The organism is Pseudomonas sp. FP1742 (assembly GCF_030687145.1).
Classification (GTDB): domain Bacteria; phylum Pseudomonadota; class Gammaproteobacteria; order Pseudomonadales; family Pseudomonadaceae; genus Aquipseudomonas; species Aquipseudomonas frederiksbergensis_D.
Genome location: NZ_CP117460.1, coordinates 3,956,851 through 3,982,645, shown reverse-complemented (window position 1 = coordinate 3,982,645; position 25,795 = coordinate 3,956,851). Strand labels below are relative to the sequence as shown.

Sequence of the window (25,795 nt, the reverse complement as noted above, 5' to 3'; positions counted from 1 at the left end):
ATTCGAATGAGGAGAAGTGGAATGTTCTCGCAACATTTACCCCATGAACGGTTGCTCGAGGCCTACCGGGCCATGCAGACCATCCGCGTTTTCGAAGAGCGCATCATGGTTGAGATGGGCACCGGTGATATCCCCGGGAACACTCACCTATACGCCGGTCAGGAAGCAAGTGCAGTGGGAGTGTGCATGCACTTGTCCGACGAGGACTATATTTCCTCCACCCATCGCGGTCACGGGCACTGCATTGCAAAAGGCTGTGACATCGTCGGTATGATGGCGGAAATCTTTGGCAAGGCCACAGGCACCTGTGGCGGCAAAGGTGGTTCGCAGCATATTGCTGATTTGCGCAAAGGTATGCTCGGCGCCAACGGCATTGTTGCGGGCGGTGCGCCAATTACTTGTGGCGCAGCACTGACTGCCAAGCTGACGGGTACCAATCATGTTGCGATCGCTTTCGCCGGTGACGGTGCGATGAACGAAGGTGCCATGGCCGAAAGCCTGAACCTGGCGAAAATCTGGATGCTGCCAATGGTGTTCGTCATTGAGGACAATGGTTTTGGCGAAGCGACCGCAAATGAGTTCGTGTCGGCAGGCACTTTTACCGGTCGTGCTGCTGGTTACGGTATCCCCGCCATAGAAGTAGATGGCACTGATCTGTTCAAGGTCTTCAGTGCCGCCGGTGAGGCGATTGAGCGCGCCCGTAATGGCGGCGGCCCGAGCCTGCTGCATGTTCACGTTCCTCGCTACTACGGCCATTACAGTGGCGATCCGGACAGTTACCGCACTCCCGATGAGAAGAAAGCGATGCGCCTTGAACAGGACTGTCTGATCAAGTTCCGTGCAGCGGTTGAATCGCAGTCGCTCCAGGATGCGCTGAAGGCCATCGATGAGGAGATTGAGCAAGCGGTGAATGAGGCTGTTTCTGCTGCCCGGGCCGCGCCGCTTCCTCCGCTTTCGGCACTCACCTCTGACGTCTACGTCAAGTACATGTAAGGAACATCGTAATGGCTAAAATTTCTTATCGTCAGGCGCTCAACGATGCCCTCCACTTGGAAATGGCGCGTGATCCGAAAGTGATCATGATGGGAGAGGATCTGACTGGCGGTGCCGGTGGCAACGGTGTCAAGGATGCCTGGGGCGGACCTTTTGGGGTGACGCGTGGACTGCTTGGAGCTTTCGGCCCGGAGCGCGTGCGCGACACGCCGATCAGTGAAACCGCCTTTGTCGGTGCGGCCGCGGGCGCTGCGTTGACAGGTATGCGTCCAATTGCTGAGCTGATGTTTGTGGACTTTGCAGGGGTTTGTCTGGATCAAATCGTCAACCAGATCGCGAAGTTTCGATATATGTTCGGAGGCCATGCACGTACGCCTCTGGTGATTCGGGCAACTTTTGGCGCAGGCACCCGTTCGGCGGCTCAACACACACAAGCCTTTTATCCAGTATTCACTCACTTCCCGGGCTTGAAAGTGGTCATTCCATCGAATCCTTACGATGCTAAAGGACTGTTGCTGCAGGCGATCCGCGATGATGACCCGGTCATTTTTCTGGAACACAAGATGCTCTATGACATGGTCAGTGAAGTGCCGGATGGCGCCTACACCGTACCGTTTGGCGAGGCCCGGGTCGTACGCGATGGCAGTGACGTGCTGCTGATTGCCTTCGGCAGGATGGTCCATGTGGCTGAAGAAGCTGCTCGCAAGCTCGCTTCCGAAGGTGTGTCCGCTTGCGTAATCGACCCACGTACCACCTCGCCGCTTGATGAAGATACCTTGCTGGAGTTCACCGAGCAGATCGGTCGGGTTGTCATCGTTGATGAGGCTAACCCTCGCTGCGGCATGGCGGCGGATATCTCGGCGCTGCTAGCCGACAAGTGCTTCCACGCTCTTAAAGCGCCTATCAAGATGGTAACGGCTCCTCACTCCCCGGTTCCGTATGCGCCGAACTTGGAAGACGCCTACGTGCCGAACGCCGACGCTGTGATCAAAGCGGTCAAATCCATCATTTAGAGGTTGGGTCTATGTCTATCGAAGCAATCACCATTCCCAAGTGGGGAATGACCATGACCGAAGGGTTGCTGGCTGAATGGATGGTAGCGGTCGGTGATCGGATCGAGCGCGGTCAGGAAATCATGGAAGTCGAGTCCACCAAGACTACCAACGCAGTGGAGTCTCCAGTCAGCGGCATCCTGCGCAGGATTGTTGTGCCCGAGGGTGATACCGCTCCGGTCGGTGCACTGGTGGCCGTGGTCGCAGATTCCAGCGCCTCAGACGAAGAAATTGATGCCTTCATTGCTCAATTTGCCAGTTCGGCCAAGCAAGATGCTGGCGAAGAATCCGGTGTGGCTACACCCAAGAAAATTGAAGTCGGTAACGGATCGGTCATCAACACGTTGACCATCGGTCCGGAAAGCGACAGTACTGTTGTTTTGTTGCATGGTTTTGGTGGCGATCTGTCTACTTGGATGTTCAACCAGGATGCGTTTGCCAAGGATTTCCGTGTGGTAGTGCTGGATCTTCCAGGTCATGGCGCATCTACGCCCATCAGTGAGGGGGATGTGCTGGTTGCTTTGATTGACGCGGTTGAGAAAGCCGTCGATAGCGTGGCAGGCGGGAAGCTTCACCTGGTGGCACATTCCTTCGGGGGAGCTGTTGCCGCTGCCCTGGCAGAGCGCAAGGGCGGAGCTGTAGCGTCGATTAGCCTTCTGGCGCCAATTGGTCTGAGTACGGGCATGAACAAGTCGTTCCTTGATGATTTCGTTGCCGCCGAACGCCGCCGACCTTTGAAGGATGTGTTGGAGCGACTGTTCGCCGACCCGTCGAAGATCAGCAATGACATGGTCGAGGCGACCTTACAGTTCAAACGACTGGAAGGTGTTCCCAAAGCCCTCGGTGCAATCAAAGACTTGATTGTCAACGAGCAGGGGCAGGTACAGTCGATTACGCAAATCTTGCGTACGTTCAAAGGCCCGGTGCAACTCATCTGGGGCGACGGCGATCAGGTTGTGCCAGTACCGACGCAATCGGAAGTTCCGCAAAACGTCACGCTTAATACGCTGCCGGGCGTTGGCCATATGCCTCAGATGGAGTCGACCACAGAGGTTAATCGTCTGGTTCTGGAAAACATTGCAAAAGCAAAGTAATGATCACCGCTGACCTGGCGCCTGGACGTTAACAGGCGCCTTCAGGAACTTTTAAATATAACTTTCGAATAGGCGAATAAAATGGCCAATCGTTTGAAGGGTAAGTGCGTTCTTTTGACAGGTGGTGTCGCCAATATCGGGTTGGCAATTCTGGACTCTTTTATTGCTGAAGGTGCCACAGTTGCAGTCGTTGATATTGACGAGAAGCGCGGTCTGGAAGTGCAAAAACGTTACCCGGAGTCGGTGAGGTTTTTTCGTGCGGATTTGTCCCAGGAAAGCGAAATTCGCAAAGTAGTGAAAGAAGCCGCAGGTTGGCTTGGTGGTATCAACACCTTGTGCCTGAATGCGGGAATTCAGCTCTCCGGTAATGTTGAAGATTTTGCGGTGGAAGCCTGGGATAAAGTCTTTTCTATTAATGTACGGGCAAATTTTTTATTCATAAAAGAATCGTTGGCTTATTTGCGTGAAGCAAAGAGGTCGTCGGTAGTCCTTATGTCGTCGTTAGCAGGCAAACGCGGCGGCCCAGGCCTGAGCTGTTATTCGGCGTCGAAGGCGGCAACCATCGGGCTCACCAATTCGCTGGCCATTGAGCTGGCTAAAGACGGTGTGCGGGTCAACGCGGTATGCCCAGGATGGATCGATACCCCGTTTAACCAGCCGATCATTGATTTCATGGGCGGCAAGGGAAAACAGGACTCGGTCGTTCAATCCAACATTCCGTTGGGTCGTCAGGCGACGCCGGATGAGGTGGCGCCACTGTTTGTATATCTGGCATCCGACGAATCCTCCTATGTCACGGCACAGGCAATCAACGTGTGTGGCGGCGCTTACAACTGATGTGAGGTAGATGATCATGGCTAACAGACTTACGCATGAGGCAGCGCTCCTTGGTTTGGCTGCCGGTGTACGCAAAGCGAAAGAACTCAATCAGCGATCGACGCTCTCCATCGTCGACGACGGTGGCCACCTGGTCGCATCGATCCGCGTGGACGATGCCGCGTTTGGCACCATTGAAATTGCACACAACAAAGCCTACACCGCCGCCGCATTTCGGCAGTCCACCGCGGCCTGGATGGACTCGGTACAGCCAGGCGCTGCGCTGTACGGGCTTGAACGTTCGTGTGCTCGCCCGTTCGTAGTGTTCGGCGGTGGTTTTCCAGTCTTTGACGGCAACTCCGTTATAGGCGGGGTGGGTGTTTCCGGCGGCCCTGTCGAGGCCGATGAAGCGATTGCGAATGCCATCGTCTCGACACTCCAAGAACAATAAATTTGCGTACCTTGATACTGCCGAGCAGGTGACTGTCGATGGAACCGATTAAAACGATGCAAGCGAAGTCTGCGCAAGAAGTGCGACAGATGATCCGTGACGGACTGCTACGCGCTCCAACCAGTGGTTACGCTGACGGGTACATGCAGGCAAACCTGATGATCCTGCCGGCTGAATATGCTGCGGACTTTAAAGGCTTTTGCGACAAGAACCCGAAAAGCTGCCCGTTGGTAGCCATGGGTAAACCGGGAGATCCGTCATTACCGTTGGCGGGCAACATCGACATCAGGACAGATGTGGCGCGCTACCGTGTGTACCGGCAGGGTGTCCATATCGATACGGTGGACAATCTGCTGGAGATCTGGAGAGACGACCTCGTCATCTTCGCGCTCGGTTGTTCCTTCTCGTTCGAAAACGCGATCCTGAATGCCGGCATCGAGATCAGGCACATTACGGCCAGGCGCAACGTGCCCATGTACAAAACGAACTTGCCAACGGTGCAGAACGGGCCGTTCAAAGGGAACATGGTTGTCTCCATGCGGGCTTTCAGCCCGAGCGACCTGGTTCAGGCGATCGTGCTGTCAGAACGTTTTCCGCTCGCACACGGTGCTCCAGTGCATATTGGCAACCCTGAAGAAATCGGCATCAAGGACGTCTACAACCCTGACTTCGGCGACGCGCCGGTGATTCGCGAAGGCGACATTCTGGGTTTCTGGGCGTGCGGCGTTACCCCGCAAATGGCTATTCAGCAGGCCAATGTGGACATCGCCATTACCCACGAGCCTGGTTATATGTTGGTAACCGATCTGCCTGCCGATGCCAATGAATTGTCGATGGCCTGATACGCCGGCGCCCGGATTAATCGAAGTTGAGAGTCAAGGAGGCTGAATGTCTGAGCATGTCGTAAGGGTGGAGTGGTGCGCCGCCGCGCACTCCACCAAACCGGAAACCTACAGTCGTGACCTGGTGGTGCACGTCAGTCCTGACGTGAAGATTCCGGCCTCGGCGGCTGTGGAATACCTTGGGGCTGTAGAGAAGGCCGATCCCGAGCAACTGTTGGTCAGTGCACTCGCCAGTTGCCATATGTTGTATTTCCTGGCGCTTGCCGAAGGGCAGGGGTATGCGGTCAGCACGTACACCGACAACGCGGTGGGTGTGGTCAGCAAACGCGATGAAGGCGGCTTCTGGGTATCGGAAATCACCCTCAATCCACAGGTCGGGTTCAGCTCTGAAAAACGACCTGATGCCCAAGCGCTTGAGCGACTGCATCACCGTGCACACAAGGGATGTTTCATTGCCAACTCGATCAAGACCAAGGTTTCGGTACGAGTCGGTTGAAAGTCGACAGCTACTAACAATGTAAAGAGGTGAAACATGAGTAATAAATTGATTGTAGTTGCAACAGTTACCGCTCAACCGGGTAAAGAAGTCGAGCTCAAGGCTGCATTGCAGACGTTGGTACCGGTCGCCAAGACCGAGCAGGGATTTGTGCAATATGACCTGCATGTCTCCAACGACAATGCCGGCGAATTTCTGTTCTACGAAATCTGGGACGATGAGGCGGCGTTGCAGCTGCACTCAAGCAGCGATTTCTCGAAAGCCTTCGGTGAAAAGTATGGCCAGTTGATCAAGGCGTCGACCCTGACCAAATTCACGCGTGTTTCGTAAGTTGTAGCGATTGGATGCCCGCGTTCTACGACTAACGTTGAGACAAAATCAATATGGCTAGTATCGACCTCAACAGCGACCTCGGTGAAAGCTTTGGCCCGTGGCCGATGGGTGACGACTCAGCAATGCTGGATCTGGTCTCCAGTGCCAACATCGCCTGCGGATTCCACGCCGGGGACCCCGCAGGCATCTTGTCTGTTATCGAGGAGGCAGTGCGTCGCGGTGTGATCATTGGTGCTCATGTGGGCTACCGCGATCTCGTTGGCTTCGGTCGTCGGGCAATGGAGCCATCCAGTGCCGAGCTGATTGGGGATGTGATCTACCAGATTGGCGCGCTTCAAGGTTTGGCCAAGGCCGCGGGCACTTCCATCCATTACGTAAAACCCCATGGCGCGCTGTACAACACGATCGCCAACGACGCCCGGCAGGCGTCGGATGTGATTGCAGCGATCAAGGCGGTCGATCCCGACCTTACATTGCTGGCCCTGGCAGGGGCCCCGATTGTTCAACAGGCGCGCCAGGCAGGGCTTCGCGTAGTGTGCGAGGCATTCGCCGACCGGGCTTATAACGCCGACGGTTCGCTGGTGAACCGGCGCCTTGCAGGTGCTTTAATTCATGATCCCGAGCTCATTGCAAAACGCATGTTGCGGCTCGTCAATGAGCGTGTCATCGAATCGATTGAAGGTTTGGAAATCTCCATTGAGGCTGACTCGATCTGCATCCACGGTGACAACGCGACGTCTGTAGCGACCGCCCGTGCATTGAAAGAAGCACTGATCGCCAATGACGTGCAGATCACCAGCTTTATCCCCGGAGTGAACGGAGGTGCCCGTGAGTAATTCCTTGCAGTTCCGGCTCGCCGGAAGCAACGGGCTACTGATTGAACTGCCAGACCTGGACGCCACCGTTGCGCTGTTCGAGATCATCGTAGGCGCAGCGTTCGACGGGATAGAGGAGGTCATCCCGGGTGCCCGGACTCTACTGGTTCAATTCAACTCTCTGGTTGTGAGCAATGACGAACTGGTCAGACTGATTGGCGGCCTGGAGTCGGGCCGTCGCGCACAGTCTGCAGGGCAGTTGATCGAGATCCCGGTTGTCTACGATGGCGAGGACCTGGAGTTTGTGGCTGCCCATCTCGGCTGGTCGGTTGATCAATTGATTAGCCGCCATCGCGCGGCCACGTTTACCGTTGCATTTACTGGGTTCGCGCCGGGCTTTGCTTATATGACCTGCGATGATCCGCAACTGAATGTACCGCGTCGGGAAAGTCCTCGAGTGCGCATTCCTGCCGGCTCGGTCGCGGTAGCGGGGCCGTTCTGTGGTGTTTACCCCACGGACAGTCCCGGTGGTTGGCAACTGCTTGGCACTACGCCTTCAACGATGTGGGATTTGACTCGCGAGCGTGCCGCGCTGCTGGCGCCGGGTGACCGGGTTCGCTTTCGCGAAATCAGCAAGCAAGACAGCGTTGTTGCAAAGGCTTCGGTTCAGCCTTCCTCCGTGCAACAAGTCGCAGGATCTGCCGGTTTGCGGGTCATTTCCACTGACCGGCCGGCCTTGTATCAAGACGCCGGGCGCCATGGCTGCAGTAATCAGGGCGTCTCCGGATCGGGCGCCGCCGACCAGGCTGCCTTGCACGCTGCGAATGAGTTACTGGGCAATCAGTTTGATTGGGCTGCGGTCGAAATCACCTATGGCGGATTCGCACTGATGGCTGGCGAGCCTGTGACCTGCGCGGTGACCGGGGCAGGCGTGCCCGTTCGTATTGAGTCGGCACAGGGACATATCGTTGAAGTGCCTACTGGGGTCGCGTTTGCGCTTGATGCCGGTGACATCCTGAAGCTGGGCGTACCGATGTCAGGCGTGCGTAGTTACTTGGCCATACGTGGCGGGTTTGAAGTGGAGAAAGTCTTGGGATCGGCTTCCACCGACACGTTAGCGAAATTGGGGCCCGCACCACTCAAGGCGGGCGATATCCTACTGCCGGCCAACAAGGCCTGTGCCTCGATTCACCCGTATTCGCTGGCCGGCCCTCCGCTGCCTCGCGGCAGCGACCTTATTACCATCGACGTGGTGATGGGGCCGCGCACTGACTGGTTTACCCCAGAGTCTGTTTCGGCTTTCTTCAGCCAGCACTGGACGGCAACCGCCGAATCAAGCCGCGTGGGTGTGCGCCTGCAGGGCACCCAGGCGCTGCTACGTGTTCGCCAGGATGAACTGCCTTCTGAAGGTACCTGTGTCGGGTCCATCCAGGTGCCAACCAGCGGCCAACCCGTGTTATTCCTCGCCGATCACCCGCTTACGGGTGGTTATCCGGTGATCGCCGTGGTGGCTTCGCATCATCTGAATCTGGCTGCGCAGGTCCCTATTGGCTGCAAGATCCGCTTCAACCCAATAGTGGATTTCCAGGTTAACGCTAAGGAAAAAGAATAATGAAAAAGTTGTTGATCGCTAACCGTGGTGAAATCGCCATTCGTATCATGCGTGCCGCGCGTGATTATGGCATCGAGTCGGTGGCCATCTATTCCGATGCGGACGCTGAGTCGCTGCACGTCCAGCTCGCACCAGAGGCCTATGGCCTCGGTCCGGGCAAGCCGGCCGACACCTACCTTAATATTTCGAAAATCATCGACGTCGCCAAGCGCGCCGGTGCTGATGCTGTTCACCCGGGTTATGGCTTTCTTTCCGAGCGCGCCGAGTTTGCCCAGGCCGTTATCGATGCGGGGCTGATATGGGTCGGGCCTACGCCTTCGGTGATCAAGGCACTGGGTGACAAGGTTGAAGCCCGACGCATTGCTCAGGCAGTCGGTGCACCCTTGGTCAAAGGTACGCTAGGTCCATTGGCGAATGCCGCCGAGGCTATAGCGTTCGCCAGAGAAGCGGGTTTGCCTTTGGCGATTAAAGCCGCGTTTGGCGGCGGCGGTCGCGGAATGAAAGTTGCGTACAAGCTGGAGGAGGTGGGTGACCTATTCACCTCGGCGGTGCGTGAAGCCATCGAGGCGTTCGGTCGCGGCGAATGCTACGCCGAGCAGTTCCTTGAGCGACCGCGGCATATCGAAGCGCAGGTTCTCGCAGACCAGCACGGCAATATCCTGGTCTTGGGAACGCGCGATTGTTCGCTGCAGCGCCGCAACCAGAAGCTGGTGGAAGAGGCGCCCGCTCCGTTTATCACAGCTGACCAGAGTCGTCGGATTCATGAGGCGGCCCAGGCAATCTGTGCCTACGCAGGCTACACCGGGGCCGGCACGGTCGAGTTTCTGCTGTCGCAGAACGGCACAATCTCGTTTCTGGAAGTGAACACCCGGCTGCAAGTGGAACACCCTGTCACCGAAGAAACCACTGGCGTGGACATCGTTGTTGAGCAACTGCGCATCGCTGACGGCTTGCCGTTGTCGATTACTAAGGCACCGGAACTGCGCGGCCACGCTCTTGAGTTTCGTATCAACGCTGAAGATCCGGGTAGAGGGTTTCTGCCGACGCCAGGGCGAATCAATGTGTTCCGTGCTCCGTCGGGCCCCGGCGTGCGCATCGAATCCGGGGTGGAGGCGGGCTCCGTCATTCCGGGCCTTTACGACTCGATGATGGCGAAACTGATTGTCACGGGCGCCACCCGCGAGCAAGCAATAACTCGCGCACGCCGTGCGCTGAAGGAATTCACTATCGAGGGCGTGGCGTCGGTACTGCCATTCCATCGGGCGGTATTGGAAGAAGCCTGTTTCAACGGCGATGCCGAGTTCGGCGTTTACACCAACTGGATTGAAACCGAGTTCAAGGGTGTACCCACAAATACGCGCATTGACCCCGTGAACTCCGGCTTGCACCGGTGTTTCATCGAGATAGATGGCAAGCGCCATGAATTGGGTATTCCACTGTCATTGTTCAACGGAGCCTCTGTTTCTGCTTCGTCGAATACTGCGCCTGCCTACAGCAGCGAAGGCGGTGTCACTGCGCCGATTCCAGGTACTTTGCAACAGTGGCTGGTTAAAGATGGTGAGCCCATTAAAAAGGGTGATGGGGTTGCACTGATTGAAGCGATGAAAATGGAAACATTGGTTGTTGCAGCGTGTGATGGCGTGATCACACAGAAAGTTTCGGCGGGAACGATGGTTTCAATAGGCCAGCTTCTGGCGGACATCGTTCTCCCTTAAGAGAGATAACCAGCCATGTGTGGTTTTGCTCTGCAGTTGCTGTTGAGGTTCCGGGAAGTACTTAGATAAAAATCTTGTTAACAGCCAATGCAGGCTGGAGGGAGTGTTGATCGTGAAAAAATACAATGTAGCACTTATCGGCACCGGATTTATGGGTAAAGCGCACTCAATCGCGACCGCTGTGGTTCCGATTTTGTTTGGCGCACCTGTAGAGATCGAGCGCAAAATTATCGTCGATATCGATGAAGAGCTGGCCCGTGACGCTGCAAAGCAATATGGTTTTGCGGAATACACGACCGATTGGCGCGATGTGATTAATCGCCCTGATGTCGATATCGTCGATATCTGTACGCCTAACGATACTCACGCTGAAATCGCCATTGCTGCTGCATTGGCCGGCAAGCATGTCATGTGCGAAAAACCGATGGCCATGACCGTCGCTGACGCCGAGAAAATGCAAGCGGCTGCGCAGAAGACCGGCGTGGTGACCATGGTTTCCTATAACTATCGTCATACTCCGGCCATCCAGATGGCCAAGAAACTGATTGATGAAGGCCGCATCGGCAAAATCCTAAGCTTCCGTGGTTACTACCTCCAGGATTGGGGTGCAGATCCATCAACTCCTCTGTCGTGGCGCTTCAACAAGGCCAAAGCGGGTTCGGGCACTCTTGGCGATATCGGTACCCATGTGATCGACGCAGCACGCTTGCTGGTGGGTGAATTCGCTTCTGTAAACTCCATCGTGAAGACCTTCATTACTGAGCGTCCATTGCCTGCAGGTCGTTTCTTTGGTCCGGCCGGTCAAGCTTCTTCCGAGAAGGGCCAGGTGGATGTCGATGACGCCGCCCTGACCATGATCCATTTTACTAATGGTGTCTATGGCACCATCGAAGTGACCCGAAATGCTTGGGGCCATCACAACCAGCTGGGCTTCGAGATCCATGGTACCAAGGGCTCAATCGCATTCGATTACCAGCGTTTGAATGAACTGCGCGTGGCTTTCGCGGATGATCCGGCTGACACCTTCGGCTTCCGTACTATCTACTCGGGTCCGCATCAGCCATTTGGCGACAAGCTGTGGCCGGTGGCCGGTATGGGCCAGGGCTACATCGATGTGAAATCCATCGAGTGGTACAACTTCCTCAAAGCCATTGCGGAAAAAGCGCCTGCATCGCCTAACTTCGACGATGGTTTGCAGATCGAACGCATCGCTGAAGCGATCTTGAACTCGGGCGTGAGTGGCAACTGGGAAGAGATCGAACAACCGGCTGTGTAAAGCTGCACCGAAAATGGGTGTGAGCGTTCACACCCATTTTTCAACATCTAATAACGATGCATATAAAAGTTTCCAAGGAGACTGACAAATGAGCGTTGCAGTTGGATTGGTGGGGGCGGGAGTGATGGGAAGCGAGCACGCGAGGATCCTGCGAGAGAACGCCCCGGGTGCGATACTCGCGGGTGTCTGTGATGCAGACCCTCGAAAGGCGGCTATGGCGGCTTGCGGCTCGCCGATCTATTCCGATCCGCTGGAGATGATTCGCTCCAATAATATTGATGCGGTATTGATCGCCTCGCCTGATGTTACTCATGCGGAGTTAGTCATGGCCTGTCTGGAGGTGGGCAAGCCTGTGTTGTGCGAAAAGCCTTTGGCAGCGACCGCGAAGCAGGCATTAGCTATCGTTGAACTGGAAATGTCCAAGGCCCAGCGTCTGGTGCAAGTTGGCTATATGCGCAGGTTCGACTTGGCCTATCAGTTGCTCAAGGAAAGTTTTGATAGTGGTGAAATTGGCAAACCGCGTATTGTCCACAATGTTCACCGTAACCCGGTGGCCCCAGAGTGGATGACAGGTTCCATGTCCATTACTAATGCCTTTGTCCATGAGATAGACATCACGCGCTGGCTGTTGAATACCGAACTTACGACGGTAAGGGTCACCTCGACGCAAAAGGGGGATCCACTGGTAATCGAAGTATGTACCAGCGATGACGTCATCATTACAAACGAAATCAACATGAATTGCCGGTACGGCTATCACGTTCATGCGGAGATTGTAGGTGAGGACGGTGTTGCCTCCCTGCCATCCATGCCCTCAAGAGTTGTACATAAAACAGGGCAGCAGATGTTGTCCTATCCCACCTATTGGGTTCCACGGTTTGTCGAGGCCTACAAAGCTCAGACTAAGGCGTGGATAAAGACGATTCAGACTGGCGAGTCCAACGAAGGCGCCAGTGCCTGGGACGGTTACATCACCACCGCAGTGGCTGAACAGATTATTGAAGGTGGCAAGGACTCCATAATTCACCTGTGTTTGCCCACGTGTCCTTCATTTTATTCGTAAAAGTGCTGCTGTGTGGCCTGTTATTTTATTCATGCTGCGTGCCGTTACTTGGGCTATCTCGTGGCAATCGATCATCAGAAATAACGAGAGGCGAAGATGATTAGGTATGCCGTGGTAGGGTTGGGTTGGATATCGAAAAAAGCATTTCTGCCGGCGGTGGTGTTGACCGGTAATTCTGTTGTAACGGCACTCGTAACTGGAAAAATAGAGAGCTCCAGACAGATCGCCGCGCAATATGGCATCAAAATGGTGGTCTCGTATGAAGATTTTGATGAGTTGGTTAGAGGTGATCTGATTGATGCTGTCTACATCGCCGTGCCTAACCCGTTGCACGCCTCGTTCGCGATCAGCGCTTTGAAACATGGCAAGCACGTTATGGTTGAAAAACCGATGGCCACATCACTGCCAGATGCCGAGGCCATGATTAGGGCTTCGCAACAATCCGGCAAATTACTAATGACCAGCTACCGTTTGCACCACGACATTGGCACTGTTGAAGCACTCAAGTCGATACGTTCGGGCGCTATTGGTGAGCCCCGATTTTTCTCCGCGACTTTCAGTTTTCAGTCCGATGCGGATAACCATCGCTTAAACCTGGAGCATTGGGGGGGGCCGCTTCAGGACATCGGCATCTATTGCATCAACGCGGCGCGTCACGTATTTGCGTCAGAGCCAGTTGAAGTTCAGGCCATCGGTTGTCGGGATGAAAGCGATCCTCGTTTCTTGGAAATATCCGATTCGATCGCAGTGACAATGCGCTTTCCAGGCAATCGCTTGGCGCAATTCTATTGCAGTTTTGCTGCACACCCTGTCGACATCTATCGAGTCGTAGGTACAAAGGGCGTGTTAAGCATGGAGCCAGGGTTCCGCTTCGAAACACCGATGACCATGAAAACAGAGACTTCGACAGGCTTTAAGCGAACCGAGTTTCCGCATTTCGATCATTTTGCAGGCCAGATCGCTTATTTCTCTGGGTGCATCGAGGATGGGGCCAAGCCAATAGACGACGGAGAGGAGGGACTGGCGGACCTCAGGGTTCTGTTTGCCATTGAACGTTCGGTTTCAACTGGCTTGTCTGTGTCTCTGGAGCCTCTGAATTATCGACATGGCCCTAGCACCGCTTCGGTTCGGATGATCGAGCCTGGACCCGCTGTTTTAGAGTTCTGAAAAAGTCGAAACGCCACCTATGTTGTCCTTTCTATAACAGTAACGGAGTAACGTTCTTGCACATTGGTGTTCCTTTAGAAACGCATATTGGGGAGACTAGAGTTGCTGCAACTCCTGAAACCATTAAGAAGCTAATTAGCCAGGGTCATAAGGTCACTGTACAAAGCGGCACCGGCATTAACGCCAGCGTTGTCGACAGTGCTTATGAAGCGGCAGGCGCAACCATTGGCAGCGCCACCGATGCGTTTGGTGCCGAGCTGATTCTCAAGGTGGTCGCCCCCAGCGACAGCGAACTGACGCTGATCAAGAGCGGCACCGTCGTGGTGGGCATGCTCAACCCGTTCAGCAATGAAACCATCGCCAAACTGGCCGAATGCGGCATTACCGCGTTTGCGCTGGAAGCTGCGCCACGCACCTCCCGCGCCCAGAGCCTGGATGTGCTGTCCTCCCAAGCGAACATCGCCGGCTATAAATCGGTGCTGCTGGCCGCTCACTACTACCCACGCTTCATGCCGATGCTGATGACCGCCGCGGGCACTGTGAAAGCGGCGCGCGTGCTGATTCTCGGTGCCGGTGTGGCCGGTTTGCAGGCGATTGCCACGGCAAAACGTCTGGGTGCCGTGATCGAAGCGTCCGATGTACGTCCTGCGGTGAAGGAGCAAATTGAATCCCTGGGTGCGAAATTCGTCGACGTGCCGTACGAAACCGATGAAGAGCGCGAATGCGCCGTCGGCGTCGGCGGCTATGCGCGCCCCATGCCGGCCAGCTGGATGCAGCGTCAGGCCCTGGCCGTACACGAACGCGCCAAGCAGGCTGACATCGTCATCACCACGGCACTGATCCCGGGTCGCAAGGCGCCGACGCTGCTCAGCGCCGAAACCGTGGCGCAGATGAAGCCAGGCTCGGTGGTTGTCGACCTCGCTGCAGCCCAGGGCGGCAACTGCCCGCTGACCGTGGCGGACCAGGTCGTGGTCTCGAATGGCGTGACCATTGTCGGCCCGACCAATCTGGCCGGTGCGGTGGCGGCAGACGCTTCGGCGCTGTACGCACGCAACCTGCTGGACTTCCTGAAGCTGGTCTTCAACAAGGAAGGCCAGTTCGAAGTGAACCTAGAAGACGACATCGTCGCCGCGTGCCTGATGTGCCGCGACGGCCAAGTCATCCGCAAAAACGCCTAAGCAGGGATTCAGACGATGGAAGAGCTTATCTCCCCCGGTATCTACAACCTGATCATCTTCGTGCTGGCGATTTATGTCGGTTATCACGTGGTCTGGAACGTTACACCTGCACTGCACACACCATTGATGGCGGTGACCAACGCCATTTCGGCGATTGTGATCGTCGGCGCGATGCTGGCGGCAGCTTTGACCGTGACGCCACTGGGCAAGACCATGGGCACCCTGGCGGTGGCTCTGGCGGCGGTGAACGTGTTCGGTGGTTTCCTTGTCACCCGTCGCATGCTTGAGATGTTCAAGAAAAAAGCCCCGAAAGCCGTAAAAGAAGAGGCGCCCAAGTAATGAGCATGAACCTGGTACCGACGCTCTATCTGATCGCGTCGATCTGCTTCATCCAGGCCCTCAAAGGCCTGTCGCACCCGACCACGTCGCGGCGCGGCAACGTGTACGGCATGCTCGGCATGGCCCTGGCGATCCTCACCACCATCGGTCTCATCTATAAGTTGGCGGCGCTCTCCATTGAGCAAGGCGGTGCTACCGCCGGCATCGGCTACGTCATCGTCGGTCTGCTGGCCGGCGGTACCGCCGGTTCGATCATGGCCAAGCGCGTTGAAATGACCAAAATGCCGGAGCTGGTCGCCTTCATGCACAGCATGATCGGTCTGGCGGCGGTGTTCATCGCCATTGCAGCCGTCGTCGAGCCGCAATCGTTGGGTATCGTTAAACATCTGGGCGATTCGATTCCGGCGGGTAACCGTCTGGAGCTGTTCCTCGGCGCGGCCATCGGTGCAATCACCTTCTCCGGTTCGGTGATCGCATTCGGCAAGCTGTCGGGCAAGTACAAGTTCCGCCTGTTCCAGGGCGCACCAGTACAGTTCAGCGGTCAACACAAGCTGAACCTGCTGTTGGGCTTGGCGACGCTGGCATTGGGCATCACCTTCATGCTGACCGGCAATCTCAGCGCGTTTGTTCTGATGCTGGCCCTGGCCTTCGTGATGGGTGTACTGATCATCATCCCGATCGGCGGCGCCGACATGCCCGTCGTGGTGTCGATGCTCAACAGTTACTCCGGCTGGGCTGCAGCGGGTATCGGCTTCTCGCTGAACAACTCGATGCTGATCATTGCCGGCTCGCTGGTGGGCTCAAGCGGTGCGATCCTCTCGTACATCATGTGCAAGGCGATGAACCGTTCGTTCTTCAACGTACTGCTCGGCGGCTTCGGCAACACCGCGGATGCTGGCCCGGCGGGCTCCAAGGAAGCCCGTCCGGTGAAATCCGGTTCGGCTGATGACGCCACCTTCCTGCTGACCAACGCCGACACCGTGATCATCGTTCCAGGCTATGGCCTGGCGGTAGCACGGGCGCAGCACGCCTTGAAAGAGCTGACCGAGAAACTGAGCCACCGTGGCGTGACCGTGAAGTATGCGATTCACCCGGTTGCCGGCCGGATGCCTGGCCACATGAACGTATTGCTGGCCGAGGCCGAAGTGCCTTACGACCAGGTGTTCGAGATGGAAGACATCAACTCCGAGTTCGGCCAGGCCGACGTGGTGCTGGTGCTCGGCGCCAACGACGTGGTGAACCCGGCAGCCAAGAACGACCCGAAATCCCCGATTGCCGGCATGCCGATTCTCGAAGCGTTCAAGGCCAAGACCATCATCGTCAACAAGCGCTCGATGGCCAGCGGCTATGCCGGTCTGGACAACGAGTTGTTCTATCTGGACAAGACCATGATGGTTTTCGGCGATGCGAAGAAAGTCATCGAAGACATGGTCAAGGCGGTCGAGTAAGTTGAGCATCACGAAGCACCACACGTGCCGATTGATAAGAAAAGGCTATCGTCACCAATCATAAATCGGGATTTGACCCTATCAGAAGGGTAGGGGAATATCTAAATCATATACGGGCTAGACACGGTCTATTGAGTACTCATAAGTACTTATCTTTTTGCAGAATGCTTTCAATGGTTGCTGGACTTGAACTGTAGTTCGCTGTGCTGGCGATATTATTAATGGCGAGGTTGATGACATGAATAATTATAATGGTCGTGTAGTGATTGTAACTGGTGGTGGCTCGGGGATGGGCCGTGCCATGGTGCACGAATTTACAGCTCGCGGCGCCAACGTGGCGGTGCTGGATATCAACCCGAAACGCGCAGTGGAAACCATTTCCGAACTGGCTCAACCTGAGCTCGCCTTTGCCCACGAAGTTGATGTGAGTGACCCCAAAAGCGTCCAGTCAGCGGTTGATGCTGTTATCCAGCGCTGGGGCCATATTGATCTGCTGTGCAACAACGCGGGCATTCTGGATGGTCATGCGACTGCGCATGAAGTCAGCGTGGAAGAATGGAACAAAGTAATTGCCGTCAATTTGACTGGCCCGTTCCTGATGGCGCGGGCCGTTATCCCCCAAATGCTTAAGCAAGGCAAAGGAGCCATTATCAACACCTCGTCGACATCTGGCTTCAGTGCGGCTGGCGGCGGTACTGCGTATACCGCCTCCAAGCACGGCGTTATTGGTCTGACTCGTCAACTGACATTCGAGTACGGGGCGCGTGGCATTCGCGTTAACACGATCTGTCCGGGTGCTACTGCGACTCCCCTGGCCTTGGCGGACCCGGTTACCGCAGGCTCGCCAGATATGGAGGCAGCCATCAAGAAATTCCCGGCCCAACGTTGGTGCCAGCCAAGCGAAATAGCCAAACTTGCTGCCTTCCTCGGCGGTGATGAAGCCGACTTCGTCCATGGCAGCGAATACGTGATGGATGGTGGCTGGCTGGCCGCGGCGCGCGATCCCTTCTGATACACGGCTGTGTAGCCATTAACTTCAATCTTTCTGTGCAAAGGTAACGGAAAAATGTTTAGTGCTCGTGAGTGGCCGGACAGTGGTGTTGAAGGATTCAAGCGGGGTTTTGAAACAGTGGACGGCACCCGTATTCATTATGTGAGCGGTGGTGTCGAGAACGGTAAAGTGATGGTGCTGGTGTGTGGTTTTCCGCAAAGCTGGTATGCCTGGCGCAAGGTGCTGCCTCTGCTGGGCAAGCACTACCGCGTAATTGCGCCGGATCTTCCAGGTCAGGGTGATTCGGATCGACCGTCCAGTTGTGATACCGGCAACGTGTCCCGCCTGCTGAGAAAATTTCTGACTCAGGTGGGTGTCGAAAAGCACTCGTTGGTAGTTCACGACATTGGTGCCTGGGTGGGTTACCCGTATTGTGCTCAATTCGGTGACAGTGTCACTGGACTGGCCATTCTGGACACGGGCATTCCCGGAATCAGCTTGCCAGACAATCTTCCGTGGGCATCCGACGCTGCTTGGCGGACATGGCATGTTGCGTTCCACAATATTCCGGACCTCCCGGAAGAGTTGCTGGAAGGCCGTGAACACATCTACTTGAGGTGGTATCTGCAACGTAAAGCGGCAAATCCTCAGATCTTCACCGAGGAAGATTTTGCCGAGTATCTACGTGCGTTCCGACTGAATGGATGGAAGGGCGGTCTCGCGTATTATCGCGCTACCACGCAGTCGGCTGAACAAAATCGTGAGTTTGCCAAAGCTTTACTGAAGATGCCTGTGCTTGCCGTTCGCGCAGACCAAGGGTCGATGCCTGATCTGGTCAGCGAGCTGAAGAAAGTTGCGGCCAATGTATCGGGCACCATGGTTAAAAGCGGTCATTACATTCCAGAGGAACAACCCAACGGTCTAGTTGATGAGCTGCTGAAGTTTTTTTCCAATGTGAAGTGATAGCGGTGGTATGACCAGCAACGCCCGGGCCTGTTCTCGGGCGTTGTTGTCTTGATGCCCGGTTTACAGCGCATAGAACAAAGAGAGCCGTCATGTCGGAATTGAATCCGCTTAATGTTACGTATACAGATGACCCTCGTGTGTTGATTGAGCAATCAGCAGAGGATTATTCGAGGCATGTGGTGCCGTTGTCGGCGAGAACAAATCGCTGGAGCCTGGCAATGGCCTCCTGGTCCGTGCTCAGCGCGATGTTCTACTTGTACATTAGTGTGGCAGTCGCTCAGTCCGTGGGTAGCAAGAACGCGATTGTGGGGATCGTGCTCTCGGCACTGTTCTATGGCGGCATTAACTATGTGATATCGCAACGCTCGATCAAAAATGGACTGACCGTCGCATTGCTGTCGCGCGGGATTTTCGGTGGCGCAGGTGCAATCATTTCTTCGTTGTTGTTTGCGGTGACGGCGACGTATTACGCGGTGTTTGAGGGGTCGATCATCGCGGTCGCGTTCCAGCAGTATTTCGCACCCGAGAGCGACATGCGCTGGTGGTACCTGCTAGTGGTGCTGTATGCATTACCTTTGGTGATGGGAAGTGTCCAGGTTTGGCTCGACAAGCTCAACGGTGCACTGCTGCCGCTGTATATCGTTGGCCTGGTGCTGGTTATTTTCATGGCTGGCAACAAATATGGGTTCACCACCTCGTTCCTGTCCATTCCAGCCTCTAGCGATTCGGTGGTCCCCGGATGGATGTGGGCGTTCATTGTGTACATGGGCATTTGCGTCAACATGATGGTCACGGCCGAGTTTTCGCGGTTCGGAAAACCGGCTGATGCAAAGTTTCATGGCCTGATTACCTTTGGCCCGGTGTTCTACCTTGCGCTATTCGTAGTGAATGGATTAGCGGGCGTATTCATCATGGATACTGTTTTCCCTGGCCTGAAAGCCAGTGAGCGCGGTATCGCTGAAGCCATTTTGAATGCCTCCGGCTTTTTGGGCCTGATCTTCATTCTGATTAGTCAGACGCGCATCAATACGGCTAATTACTATGTGGCCTCGTTGAACTTCGCTGGGTTTGCTGCTCGTGGCTTGCGACTTTACTGGCCTCGCTGGGTCTGGGTGCTGTTTGTGGGCTGCTGCGTTTATCTGCTGATGCTCACCAACGTGTTCAGCTATTTGCTTAAAGCGTTGGCATGGCAGGGCGTCGCGGTTACTTCTTGGGTTGCAATTCTTATGACTCACTACGCACTCAACCGTGACGCGAAACATGGTCTAGAGTTTCGTCCGGGTAGGGTCAAGGCTTTCATGCCTGGCGCATGGGCGATGATCATTTCAACGGTCGTGGGCATCACAATCGTTGAGGGCGGGACCAAAGGGAGTTGGTATGTGGAAACCGCGCCCATTCTGATTTCGGGTCTGGCTGCGTTCAGCTACTGGATGATTATCAAATTTGTCGACGGTGGATTGATTTCCCGATCCTCCGATCCGCGAGACGATGTTTTCGATGTGTGGCGGGCACACATCGAGTGTCACGTGTGTAATCGATCGTACAGCGCTATTGAGATGGACCGCGATCCCTCGGCCGGACAACAGGCTATATGCGCAGGTTGCGCCGAGGGTAACTATGTCTTCCTCCAATCGGCGCGCCAAGAGGGCAGCGGTGTGCGTGCTTCTCCTGCGCAGGCGAACTAAAGGCGGGGGAGCAGTGGAGGCGCAGAGGATGCTTAGAAGACTTTGACCGAACAATGCGTGCTTTGCACTCAACATGAATGAACATGTTGAGTGCTTTTTTTGCTTAACATGAGGTAATTAGTTTGGGTTTTTTTCGAAACAAGCGCTTCCTCGTTGAGTTCGCCTTGATCGTAGGTGTTTTCTCGTTCTGCACTGGCGAGTTTGCAATGATGGGCCTTATTTCAACGTTGTCGTCCGCTTTTCAGAAGCCAGAAACGAGTGTAGCCCATCTGATCAGCGCATACGCGATTGGGGTCGTCGTAGGTGCCCCTTTCATGGTTTTTGTAGGGGTTTATCTAAAAAAGCGAAAACTTATTCTAGTTCTATTGGGGTTATATGTCTGTGCAAATGCGTTGAGTTTAATGGCCCCAAACTATGAGACGCTTTTATTGTCTAGGCTATTGGCCGGCTTCCCTCATGCAGCCTATTTTGGTGTCGCCGCAATGATTGCGGCTTCTATGGCACCATTCAATAAGCGAGGCAAGGCAGTGAGCAGGATACTATTGGGAGTTACGGCAGCGATATTGATTGGTGCACCGGGCGCGACTTACCTAGGTCAAGTTTTCGGCTGGCGCTCAGTTTTTGCCGGCATCACTATTTTCGGTTTGACGAGTTTGATTCTTCTTTATCGAAATGCGCCTGAAGTTGAGGATGAGCGGCGACTAAATGTCAAGGATGAATTGATACCTTTCACTCGCCCGCAGATATGGCTTGCCCTTGCAATTGGTGCGTTTGGTTTCTGCGGGATGTTTGGTGCCTACAGTTACCTTGCTCCAATTATATTAAATGTTACTAAGCTGGAAGCTAGTTGGATCGCGCCCATGCTCGTGTTGTTTGGTGTCGGTACGATGATTGGGAATTTTGCAGGTGGCTGGCTTTATGATCGCATCAAATTTGTCGCTGTAAAATATATTATGTTATTTAGTTTTGTTGCCTTGTTCGCGTTTCCAATTCTGTCCCAGACGTTAATGGGGATTTCACTTGCCACGGTGTCACTTGGATGCATGGTCGCATTGGCGCCTGCGCTACAGATGCGACTGATGGATATCAGTAAGCATGGGCAGTCACTTGTTGCAGCTTCCAACCATGCCGCGTTAAACCTTGCCAACGCGCTCGGCCCTTGGTTGGGTGGACTCGCGATTAATGCTGGTTTGGGGTGGACATCGACAGGTTATGTAGGCGCCAGCATGGCGTTTGTAGGGTGTTTAATTTACTGGCTGGCTGAGCGCTTGGAAAGCAAGGCAGAATAAAATTGGGTTTACGGATGCTCTGCTTCTTCTGAGCAATGTCCTAGATGATCGATGTGGATGTAGAGATAAATATTTCATCTCTTTTATGAGGCTCAATATTTCCGGAGAAATCTGTCGCTATCAATCCTGTGCTGCGAGCAACGATGTTGACCATTTGCCGATCTGTGAGGCTGTTAGTAGGCTCGGAAACATATGAAGTCAACGGTACCCATTTAGCGTCCTCGATTTCCACGGCATCCAAAATGTTGATCGCTTGTGTCAGCGCTTTCATTTTACAGATGAAGTGCAGATTAGATTTTCCGAGCTGATGAGTATGCATTGTAGTGAATCCAACTATAGATAAGAATACCGATTCTACTCCGGTTTCTTCCAGTACCTCACGCTGGATAGAATGCTGAATGTGCTCGCCTGATTCTACATAGCCTCCCGGCAATTTGAATCCAGTGGTTCCTCGCTCTTTTACCAGGAGTATTTCGTTCGCTTCATTCAAAACAATAGCGCCTGCACCAATCGTGTGGGTTGGAATGAAAGGTATAAAAGTACTTTGTGAAGGTTGACGCACCAACGTCAACTCTTGACGAAGGCAGCTGTGAAAGGTGAAGCCGGCGCTGACAAATAGCGGGATCATCTCGGACTGAAAAATAGGAAGTGAGATCCAGCAAAGGGACTTTTTGTGAGCGTCGAGATACATTAACAGATCCGCAATTTCGGCTTTTAGCTCCTCCGCGGAGGGTGGTAATGAAGAAGGATCAATGGTCACGCCATTGAAATTATCCAGATCAAATTTCATTATTGGCTTTCAGGAGCATACTAACGGAACCTCAAAAATGTCTGTCAAGCTATGCGAGTGTTCGTCGCTGTGCTTGGCGGTGATGGGTAAAACAAAAAATTGATATTTTCTAATTTATGACCATTTTATTCGCTTGTAAAGGTAGTTTTATACTTTTTGTCCAACGCTTAACTGATGTGCAAGGCTTAACCTAAGCTTGTTGGGGGGGGTAATTGATAATGACGAAAGCAGGTCCGTAGCGCCGTAGTGTTGATGTTTTATAGTTCGCTTTTCGAAAGGAAGCTGCTCTAATGAGCGTTATAGTTCTTACGTAGCGTTGGTTGCGTCCTTTTAGCTGATTTGGCTTGTTGGCAATCCCGTCCAGTCAGAATCCTGCTGATGGCGGCGCAGTTTGTAGGTTAGAGCTAATCTAATTGATATAAGGATTTTTTATCGAAATGTTAATTGTGATAGAGAGCTCAGAGTTGGTGTGTTTTTTGCATTATATTTCGCAACCACTAACGCAAAAATAGAGGCTATTATGCATTCACTCAATTCAATGGCGGGTATCAGGAAGTATCGTATCCATGACGAACTCCCGATTACTTTGAGCGGCGAGGATGCGTCGTTAAAGGTCGTTTTAGCGAAGGGGGAGGAGAGCGAAAAGTTAAAAGATAAAAGGACTCTACTGTCGTTTTTTGTAAGAGTTCGCGCTATTTTGTTACGTATCGTATCTTATGTTTTTAGATGATTGCGACTGTACGACATCAAGATGCTCAAAACTAATGCTTGTGTTCAACGATCAGCTTCAAGCCGCTGAGCGACATAAAAAATTGATATTCTCCAGCATGGAGGACTCACGATGATCTTGAAAAGCTACTGTAGTAATCGCTCTGCTAAATAAATCGAATTGTTAAGAGCGTGAGCAATGGAAGAATGCCGATAGGCTGCGAAATGGCGTTCCTGCTGCATTCGCTGGATTCTAACGATAATTCGTTAAGGTAGCCCCTTGGCGCATCTGGAACTTTCGCGCGCCACTCCACTTTTAAGTCCTAGCGCTGCTGCTTGGCAATCTCTTGGTTGCGCAGGATGAACCGTTGCAGCTTGCCGCTCGGTGTCTTCGGCAGCTCATTGACGAACTCGATTTCGCGTGGATAGACATGAGTCGCGAGACACCTGCGGACGTGTAGCCGAAATGTTTCGGCCAGTTTCGGGCCATGTAGATATTGCTTGTTCAGTACTACGAAAGCCTTGATCACCTCTGTCCGCTGCGGGTTGGGCTTGCCGATCACGGCGGCCTCAATCACGGCTGGATGCTCCACCAGCGCGCTTTCAACGTCAAACGGTCCTACCCGATAGCCGGAGGTGGTGATCACGTCGTCGTTACGACCTACGAAGCTAATGCTCCCATCGTCGTTGAGTTCCGCGGTATGCCCGCTCAGGTAATAATGACGCATGAAGGCCTTCGTCGGCATGCCGAATGCCGAAGTAACCACCGAACCAGTACAAGGGCGAGAGTTCGCGATCGATTGCCAACGCACCAGGTTGGCCAGCCGGCAATTCCTAGTGTTGCTCATCAAACACTACAATTCGGTGGCCAGAAATAGCGTAGCCAGCAGAGCCCTTACGTACAGGGTGGCTCCGACCATGATGGTTGCAAAGTGCCATGCCCAGCTCGGTCTGTCCATAGTGGTGGTGGATGCCCACGCCTAAGTGCTCGGCGAACCAGCGGATGACTTGGGGATTGAGTGGCTCTCCGGCGCTGCTGATCACGCGCAACCGACCCCGGATTCTATTCAGCATGTCTAGTTTTTACTTTTTTGCCACTAGATAGGCCTCGGCCATCTTTTTGACGGCGGGTTCGATATCATTCGTCCTGACTCCTCCATAACCTAGGACATAACCTTTCATTGAATGCGGCAGTTGGTGATAGAGGCTTATATCGCGCAGATATACGCCTCTCGTTCTGGCTTCTGCTGTCATTCTGGCAAGGTCAATGTTGGAGGTGAACTGTATGGTCAGGTGCAGTCCGGTGTTACCGGTTGAAACCGTTATGGTGTCACCAAAGTGTTCATTCAACGCACGTTTCAGTTCGCGCTGACGCTCCGCGTAAATGCCCCGCATTCTTCTGATATGGGTCGCGAAATAGCCCTCGCCGATGAAGTCGGCCATGGCGGCCTGAAGTCCAAGCTGGCCTGGGCGGTACAACTGAGTCAGGCCACTGGCGAAGGCGTCGGCGAGTGCTTCGGGCACCACTAGATAACTCATTCGCAACCCTGGGTACATCACCTTGCTAAAGGTGCCCAGATAGATGACCCGCTCATGTTCATCCAGTCCCTGCAGAGAGGGTAGGGGGCTGGAGTCATAACGGAACTCGCTGTCGTAGTCGTCCTCAATAATCCAGAAGTTATGTTTCCTGGCCAATTCAATCAACAGTCGGCGCCGGTGCAAGCCCATCGAGCCCCCCATCGGATATTGGTGCGACGGTGTCGTGAAGAGTAATTTTGGCAGGTCTTCAGGCTTGGTTTTCTGAAAAGGAAAGAGCTGAGCAGCGACACCATCCTCATCGATCGGAACGGGCACTACTCTCAGGCTTGCCGCCTTCCAAATAAGTGCCGTGCTCCAGTTGCAGGGCTCCTCGATCAGTGCGACGTCGCCCGTGTCGGCCAGCATATGTGCGCACAAGTCCAGGGACTGATTCGTTCCCATCGTGATCAGGATCTGGTGCGGGCTGCATTTTACCGAGCGCGATATCTGCAAGTACTCCGCCAGGGCCTGACGCAGAGGCAGATAACCCCCGTCGCTACTGTAGCCGGTCAGCGCCGAGAACGGTTTCTTGGCGTATCGATTCTGCATGCGTTGCCAGATATGGAAGGGGAAGTTGGTGGTGTCGGCAACACCCGGGACGAATGCCCCTTCATGCTCTATAGCCCCGTGAGTCCCACCCACCAATTCGACTGCCCGGCGTGACAGTCCTGGTCTGTCATCAGACGCCGAAAGCTCCGTTGCCACCTGTGCTCGGCTGACGGCGGGGTGAATATTGGCCACGAAACTGCCGCTGCCATGAGTGCTGATGATGTATCCCTCGGCGCCCAGTTTGTCGTAGGCCAGGGTGACGGTCATGCGTGAGACCTTCAATTCTTTGGCCAGCGCGCGGGTGGCAGGCAGGCGATGACCCGGGGCCAGCCTCGCTTCAAGGATTGCTTGCTGCACCACTTTGTAGATTTGCCGTTGCAGCGATATTCCGCTGTCTTCCTTCAGCGTGGCGAGAATCAGGTCAGACAGTAGATTGGGGTCAAAAGTGGACATAACAACTCGTTCCGATTGGACATAGGTGCTCAGTCCATATTGTCATAGTTTGTCTGTAACGAGGAGCGCAGCCGGGTCGTGACGTGCTGGTTGCCC

The 25,795-nt window shown here is 54.4% G+C and carries 25 protein-coding genes; 21 read left to right on the top strand and 4 right to left on the bottom strand.

Going from position 1 to position 25,795, the window contains the following annotated elements; genetic code table 11:
* Positions 1 to 21 precede the first annotated feature (21 nt).
* The 21 genes from PSH64_RS17560 to PSH64_RS17460 all read left to right on the top strand — a co-directional run bounded on the left by PSH64_RS17560 (position 22) and on the right by PSH64_RS17460 (position 21,621).
* Entirely contained in the window at positions 22 to 993 is a 972-nt protein-coding gene (locus PSH64_RS17560; protein ID WP_305477967.1) for a thiamine pyrophosphate-dependent dehydrogenase E1 component subunit alpha, read from the top strand.
* Between the two features lie 11 nt (positions 994 to 1,004).
* Positions 1,005 to 2,006: an alpha-ketoacid dehydrogenase subunit beta gene (locus tag PSH64_RS17555; RefSeq protein ID WP_305477966.1), complete on the top strand. Its 1,002-nt coding sequence runs from the start codon at positions 1,005 to 1,007 to the stop codon at positions 2,004 to 2,006.
* Positions 2,007 to 2,017: 11 nt separating this feature from the next.
* Positions 2,018 to 3,139: an acetoin dehydrogenase dihydrolipoyllysine-residue acetyltransferase subunit gene (locus PSH64_RS17550; protein ID WP_305477965.1), complete on the top strand. Its 1,122-nt coding sequence runs from the start codon at positions 2,018 to 2,020 to the stop codon at positions 3,137 to 3,139.
* A gap of 81 nt (positions 3,140 to 3,220) precedes the next feature.
* Positions 3,221 to 3,976 carry an SDR family NAD(P)-dependent oxidoreductase gene (locus PSH64_RS17545; RefSeq protein ID WP_305477964.1) on the top strand — a complete coding sequence of 252 codons (756 nt, stop codon included), beginning with the start codon at positions 3,221 to 3,223 and terminating at the stop codon, positions 3,974 to 3,976.
* 16 nt (positions 3,977 to 3,992) lie between these two features.
* Positions 3,993 to 4,406, top strand: a complete 414-nt coding sequence (locus PSH64_RS17540) for a heme-binding protein (protein ID WP_305477963.1) — start codon at positions 3,993 to 3,995, stop codon at positions 4,404 to 4,406.
* A 38-nt stretch (positions 4,407 to 4,444) separates the two neighbouring features.
* The gene (locus PSH64_RS17535) at positions 4,445 to 5,248 is read left to right on the top strand and encodes a putative hydro-lyase (RefSeq protein WP_305477962.1); all 804 of its coding nucleotides are present in this window, start codon (positions 4,445 to 4,447) and stop codon (positions 5,246 to 5,248) included.
* A 46-nt stretch (positions 5,249 to 5,294) separates the two neighbouring features.
* Positions 5,295 to 5,744 (top strand): OsmC family protein, encoded by a 450-nt coding sequence (locus PSH64_RS17530; RefSeq protein WP_305477961.1) that lies wholly within the window; start codon positions 5,295 to 5,297, stop codon positions 5,742 to 5,744.
* A 36-nt stretch (positions 5,745 to 5,780) separates the two neighbouring features.
* Positions 5,781 to 6,074, top strand: coding sequence for a putative quinol monooxygenase (locus tag PSH64_RS17525; RefSeq protein WP_305477960.1), 294 nt, complete (start codon positions 5,781 to 5,783; stop codon positions 6,072 to 6,074).
* A 53-nt stretch (positions 6,075 to 6,127) separates the two neighbouring features.
* A complete protein-coding gene (locus PSH64_RS17520; RefSeq protein WP_305477959.1) occupies positions 6,128 to 6,913 on the top strand; it encodes a LamB/YcsF family protein in 786 nt (261 codons plus the stop codon).
* Positions 6,906 to 8,504: an urea amidolyase family protein gene (locus PSH64_RS17515; RefSeq protein ID WP_305477958.1), complete on the top strand. Its 1,599-nt coding sequence runs from the start codon at positions 6,906 to 6,908 to the stop codon at positions 8,502 to 8,504. Before PSH64_RS17520 ends, PSH64_RS17515 begins: the two co-directional genes overlap by 8 nt.
* Positions 8,504 to 10,219, top strand: a complete 1,716-nt coding sequence (locus tag PSH64_RS17510) for a biotin carboxylase N-terminal domain-containing protein (RefSeq protein ID WP_305477957.1) — start codon at positions 8,504 to 8,506, stop codon at positions 10,217 to 10,219. Before PSH64_RS17515 ends, PSH64_RS17510 begins: the two co-directional genes overlap by 1 nt.
* Before the next feature lie 112 nt (positions 10,220 to 10,331).
* Positions 10,332 to 11,495: a Gfo/Idh/MocA family protein gene (locus tag PSH64_RS17505; RefSeq protein WP_305477956.1), complete on the top strand. Its 1,164-nt coding sequence runs from the start codon at positions 10,332 to 10,334 to the stop codon at positions 11,493 to 11,495.
* 88 nt (positions 11,496 to 11,583) lie between these two features.
* On the top strand, positions 11,584 to 12,558 hold the full coding sequence (locus PSH64_RS17500) for a Gfo/Idh/MocA family protein (protein ID WP_305477955.1): 975 nt from the start codon (positions 11,584 to 11,586) through the stop codon (positions 12,556 to 12,558).
* A gap of 96 nt (positions 12,559 to 12,654) precedes the next feature.
* Complete coding sequence (locus PSH64_RS17495; protein ID WP_305477954.1) at positions 12,655 to 13,725, top strand: Gfo/Idh/MocA family protein; 1,071 nt, start codon at positions 12,655 to 12,657, stop codon at positions 13,723 to 13,725.
* Positions 13,726 to 13,781: 56 nt separating this feature from the next.
* Positions 13,782 to 14,903: a Re/Si-specific NAD(P)(+) transhydrogenase subunit alpha gene (locus PSH64_RS17490; RefSeq protein WP_305477953.1), complete on the top strand. Its 1,122-nt coding sequence runs from the start codon at positions 13,782 to 13,784 to the stop codon at positions 14,901 to 14,903.
* Between the two features lie 15 nt (positions 14,904 to 14,918).
* The gene (locus PSH64_RS17485) at positions 14,919 to 15,242 is read left to right on the top strand and encodes an NAD(P) transhydrogenase subunit alpha (protein ID WP_003187010.1); all 324 of its coding nucleotides are present in this window, start codon (positions 14,919 to 14,921) and stop codon (positions 15,240 to 15,242) included.
* Entirely contained in the window at positions 15,242 to 16,690 is a 1,449-nt protein-coding gene (locus tag PSH64_RS17480; RefSeq protein ID WP_305477952.1) for an NAD(P)(+) transhydrogenase (Re/Si-specific) subunit beta, read from the top strand. Before PSH64_RS17485 ends, PSH64_RS17480 begins: the two co-directional genes overlap by 1 nt.
* A gap of 238 nt (positions 16,691 to 16,928) precedes the next feature.
* The gene (locus PSH64_RS17475; RefSeq protein ID WP_305477951.1) at positions 16,929 to 17,702 is read left to right on the top strand and encodes an SDR family NAD(P)-dependent oxidoreductase; all 774 of its coding nucleotides are present in this window, start codon (positions 16,929 to 16,931) and stop codon (positions 17,700 to 17,702) included.
* A gap of 54 nt (positions 17,703 to 17,756) precedes the next feature.
* Positions 17,757 to 18,644, top strand: a complete 888-nt coding sequence (locus tag PSH64_RS17470) for an alpha/beta fold hydrolase (protein WP_305477950.1) — start codon at positions 17,757 to 17,759, stop codon at positions 18,642 to 18,644.
* Between the two features lie 92 nt (positions 18,645 to 18,736).
* Positions 18,737 to 20,332 carry a cytosine permease gene (locus tag PSH64_RS17465; RefSeq protein WP_305477949.1) on the top strand — a complete coding sequence of 532 codons (1,596 nt, stop codon included), beginning with the start codon at positions 18,737 to 18,739 and terminating at the stop codon, positions 20,330 to 20,332.
* 122 nt (positions 20,333 to 20,454) lie between these two features.
* Positions 20,455 to 21,621: an MFS transporter gene (locus PSH64_RS17460; RefSeq protein ID WP_305477948.1), complete on the top strand. Its 1,167-nt coding sequence runs from the start codon at positions 20,455 to 20,457 to the stop codon at positions 21,619 to 21,621.
* A 40-nt stretch (positions 21,622 to 21,661) separates the two neighbouring features.
* On the opposite strand, the gene PSH64_RS17455 is transcribed toward PSH64_RS17460, so the two are convergent.
* The 4 genes from PSH64_RS17455 to PSH64_RS17445 all read right to left on the bottom strand — a co-directional run bounded on the left by PSH64_RS17455 (position 21,662) and on the right by PSH64_RS17445 (position 25,699).
* Positions 21,662 to 22,411 (bottom strand): NUDIX domain-containing protein, encoded by a 750-nt coding sequence (locus PSH64_RS17455; RefSeq protein WP_305477947.1) that lies wholly within the window; start codon positions 22,409 to 22,411, stop codon positions 21,662 to 21,664.
* Positions 22,412 to 23,442: 1,031 nt separating this feature from the next.
* Positions 23,443 to 23,847: a hypothetical protein gene (locus PSH64_RS30500; RefSeq protein WP_370694450.1), complete on the bottom strand. Its 405-nt coding sequence runs from the start codon at positions 23,845 to 23,847 to the stop codon at positions 23,443 to 23,445.
* Positions 23,848 to 23,953: 106 nt separating this feature from the next.
* On the bottom strand, positions 23,954 to 24,193 hold the full coding sequence (locus tag PSH64_RS30495) for an AMP-binding protein (protein ID WP_370694449.1): 240 nt from the start codon (positions 24,191 to 24,193) through the stop codon (positions 23,954 to 23,956).
* A 9-nt stretch (positions 24,194 to 24,202) separates the two neighbouring features.
* A complete protein-coding gene (locus tag PSH64_RS17445; protein ID WP_305477946.1) occupies positions 24,203 to 25,699 on the bottom strand; it encodes a PLP-dependent aminotransferase family protein in 1,497 nt (498 codons plus the stop codon).
* Positions 25,700 to 25,795 lie beyond the last annotated feature (96 nt).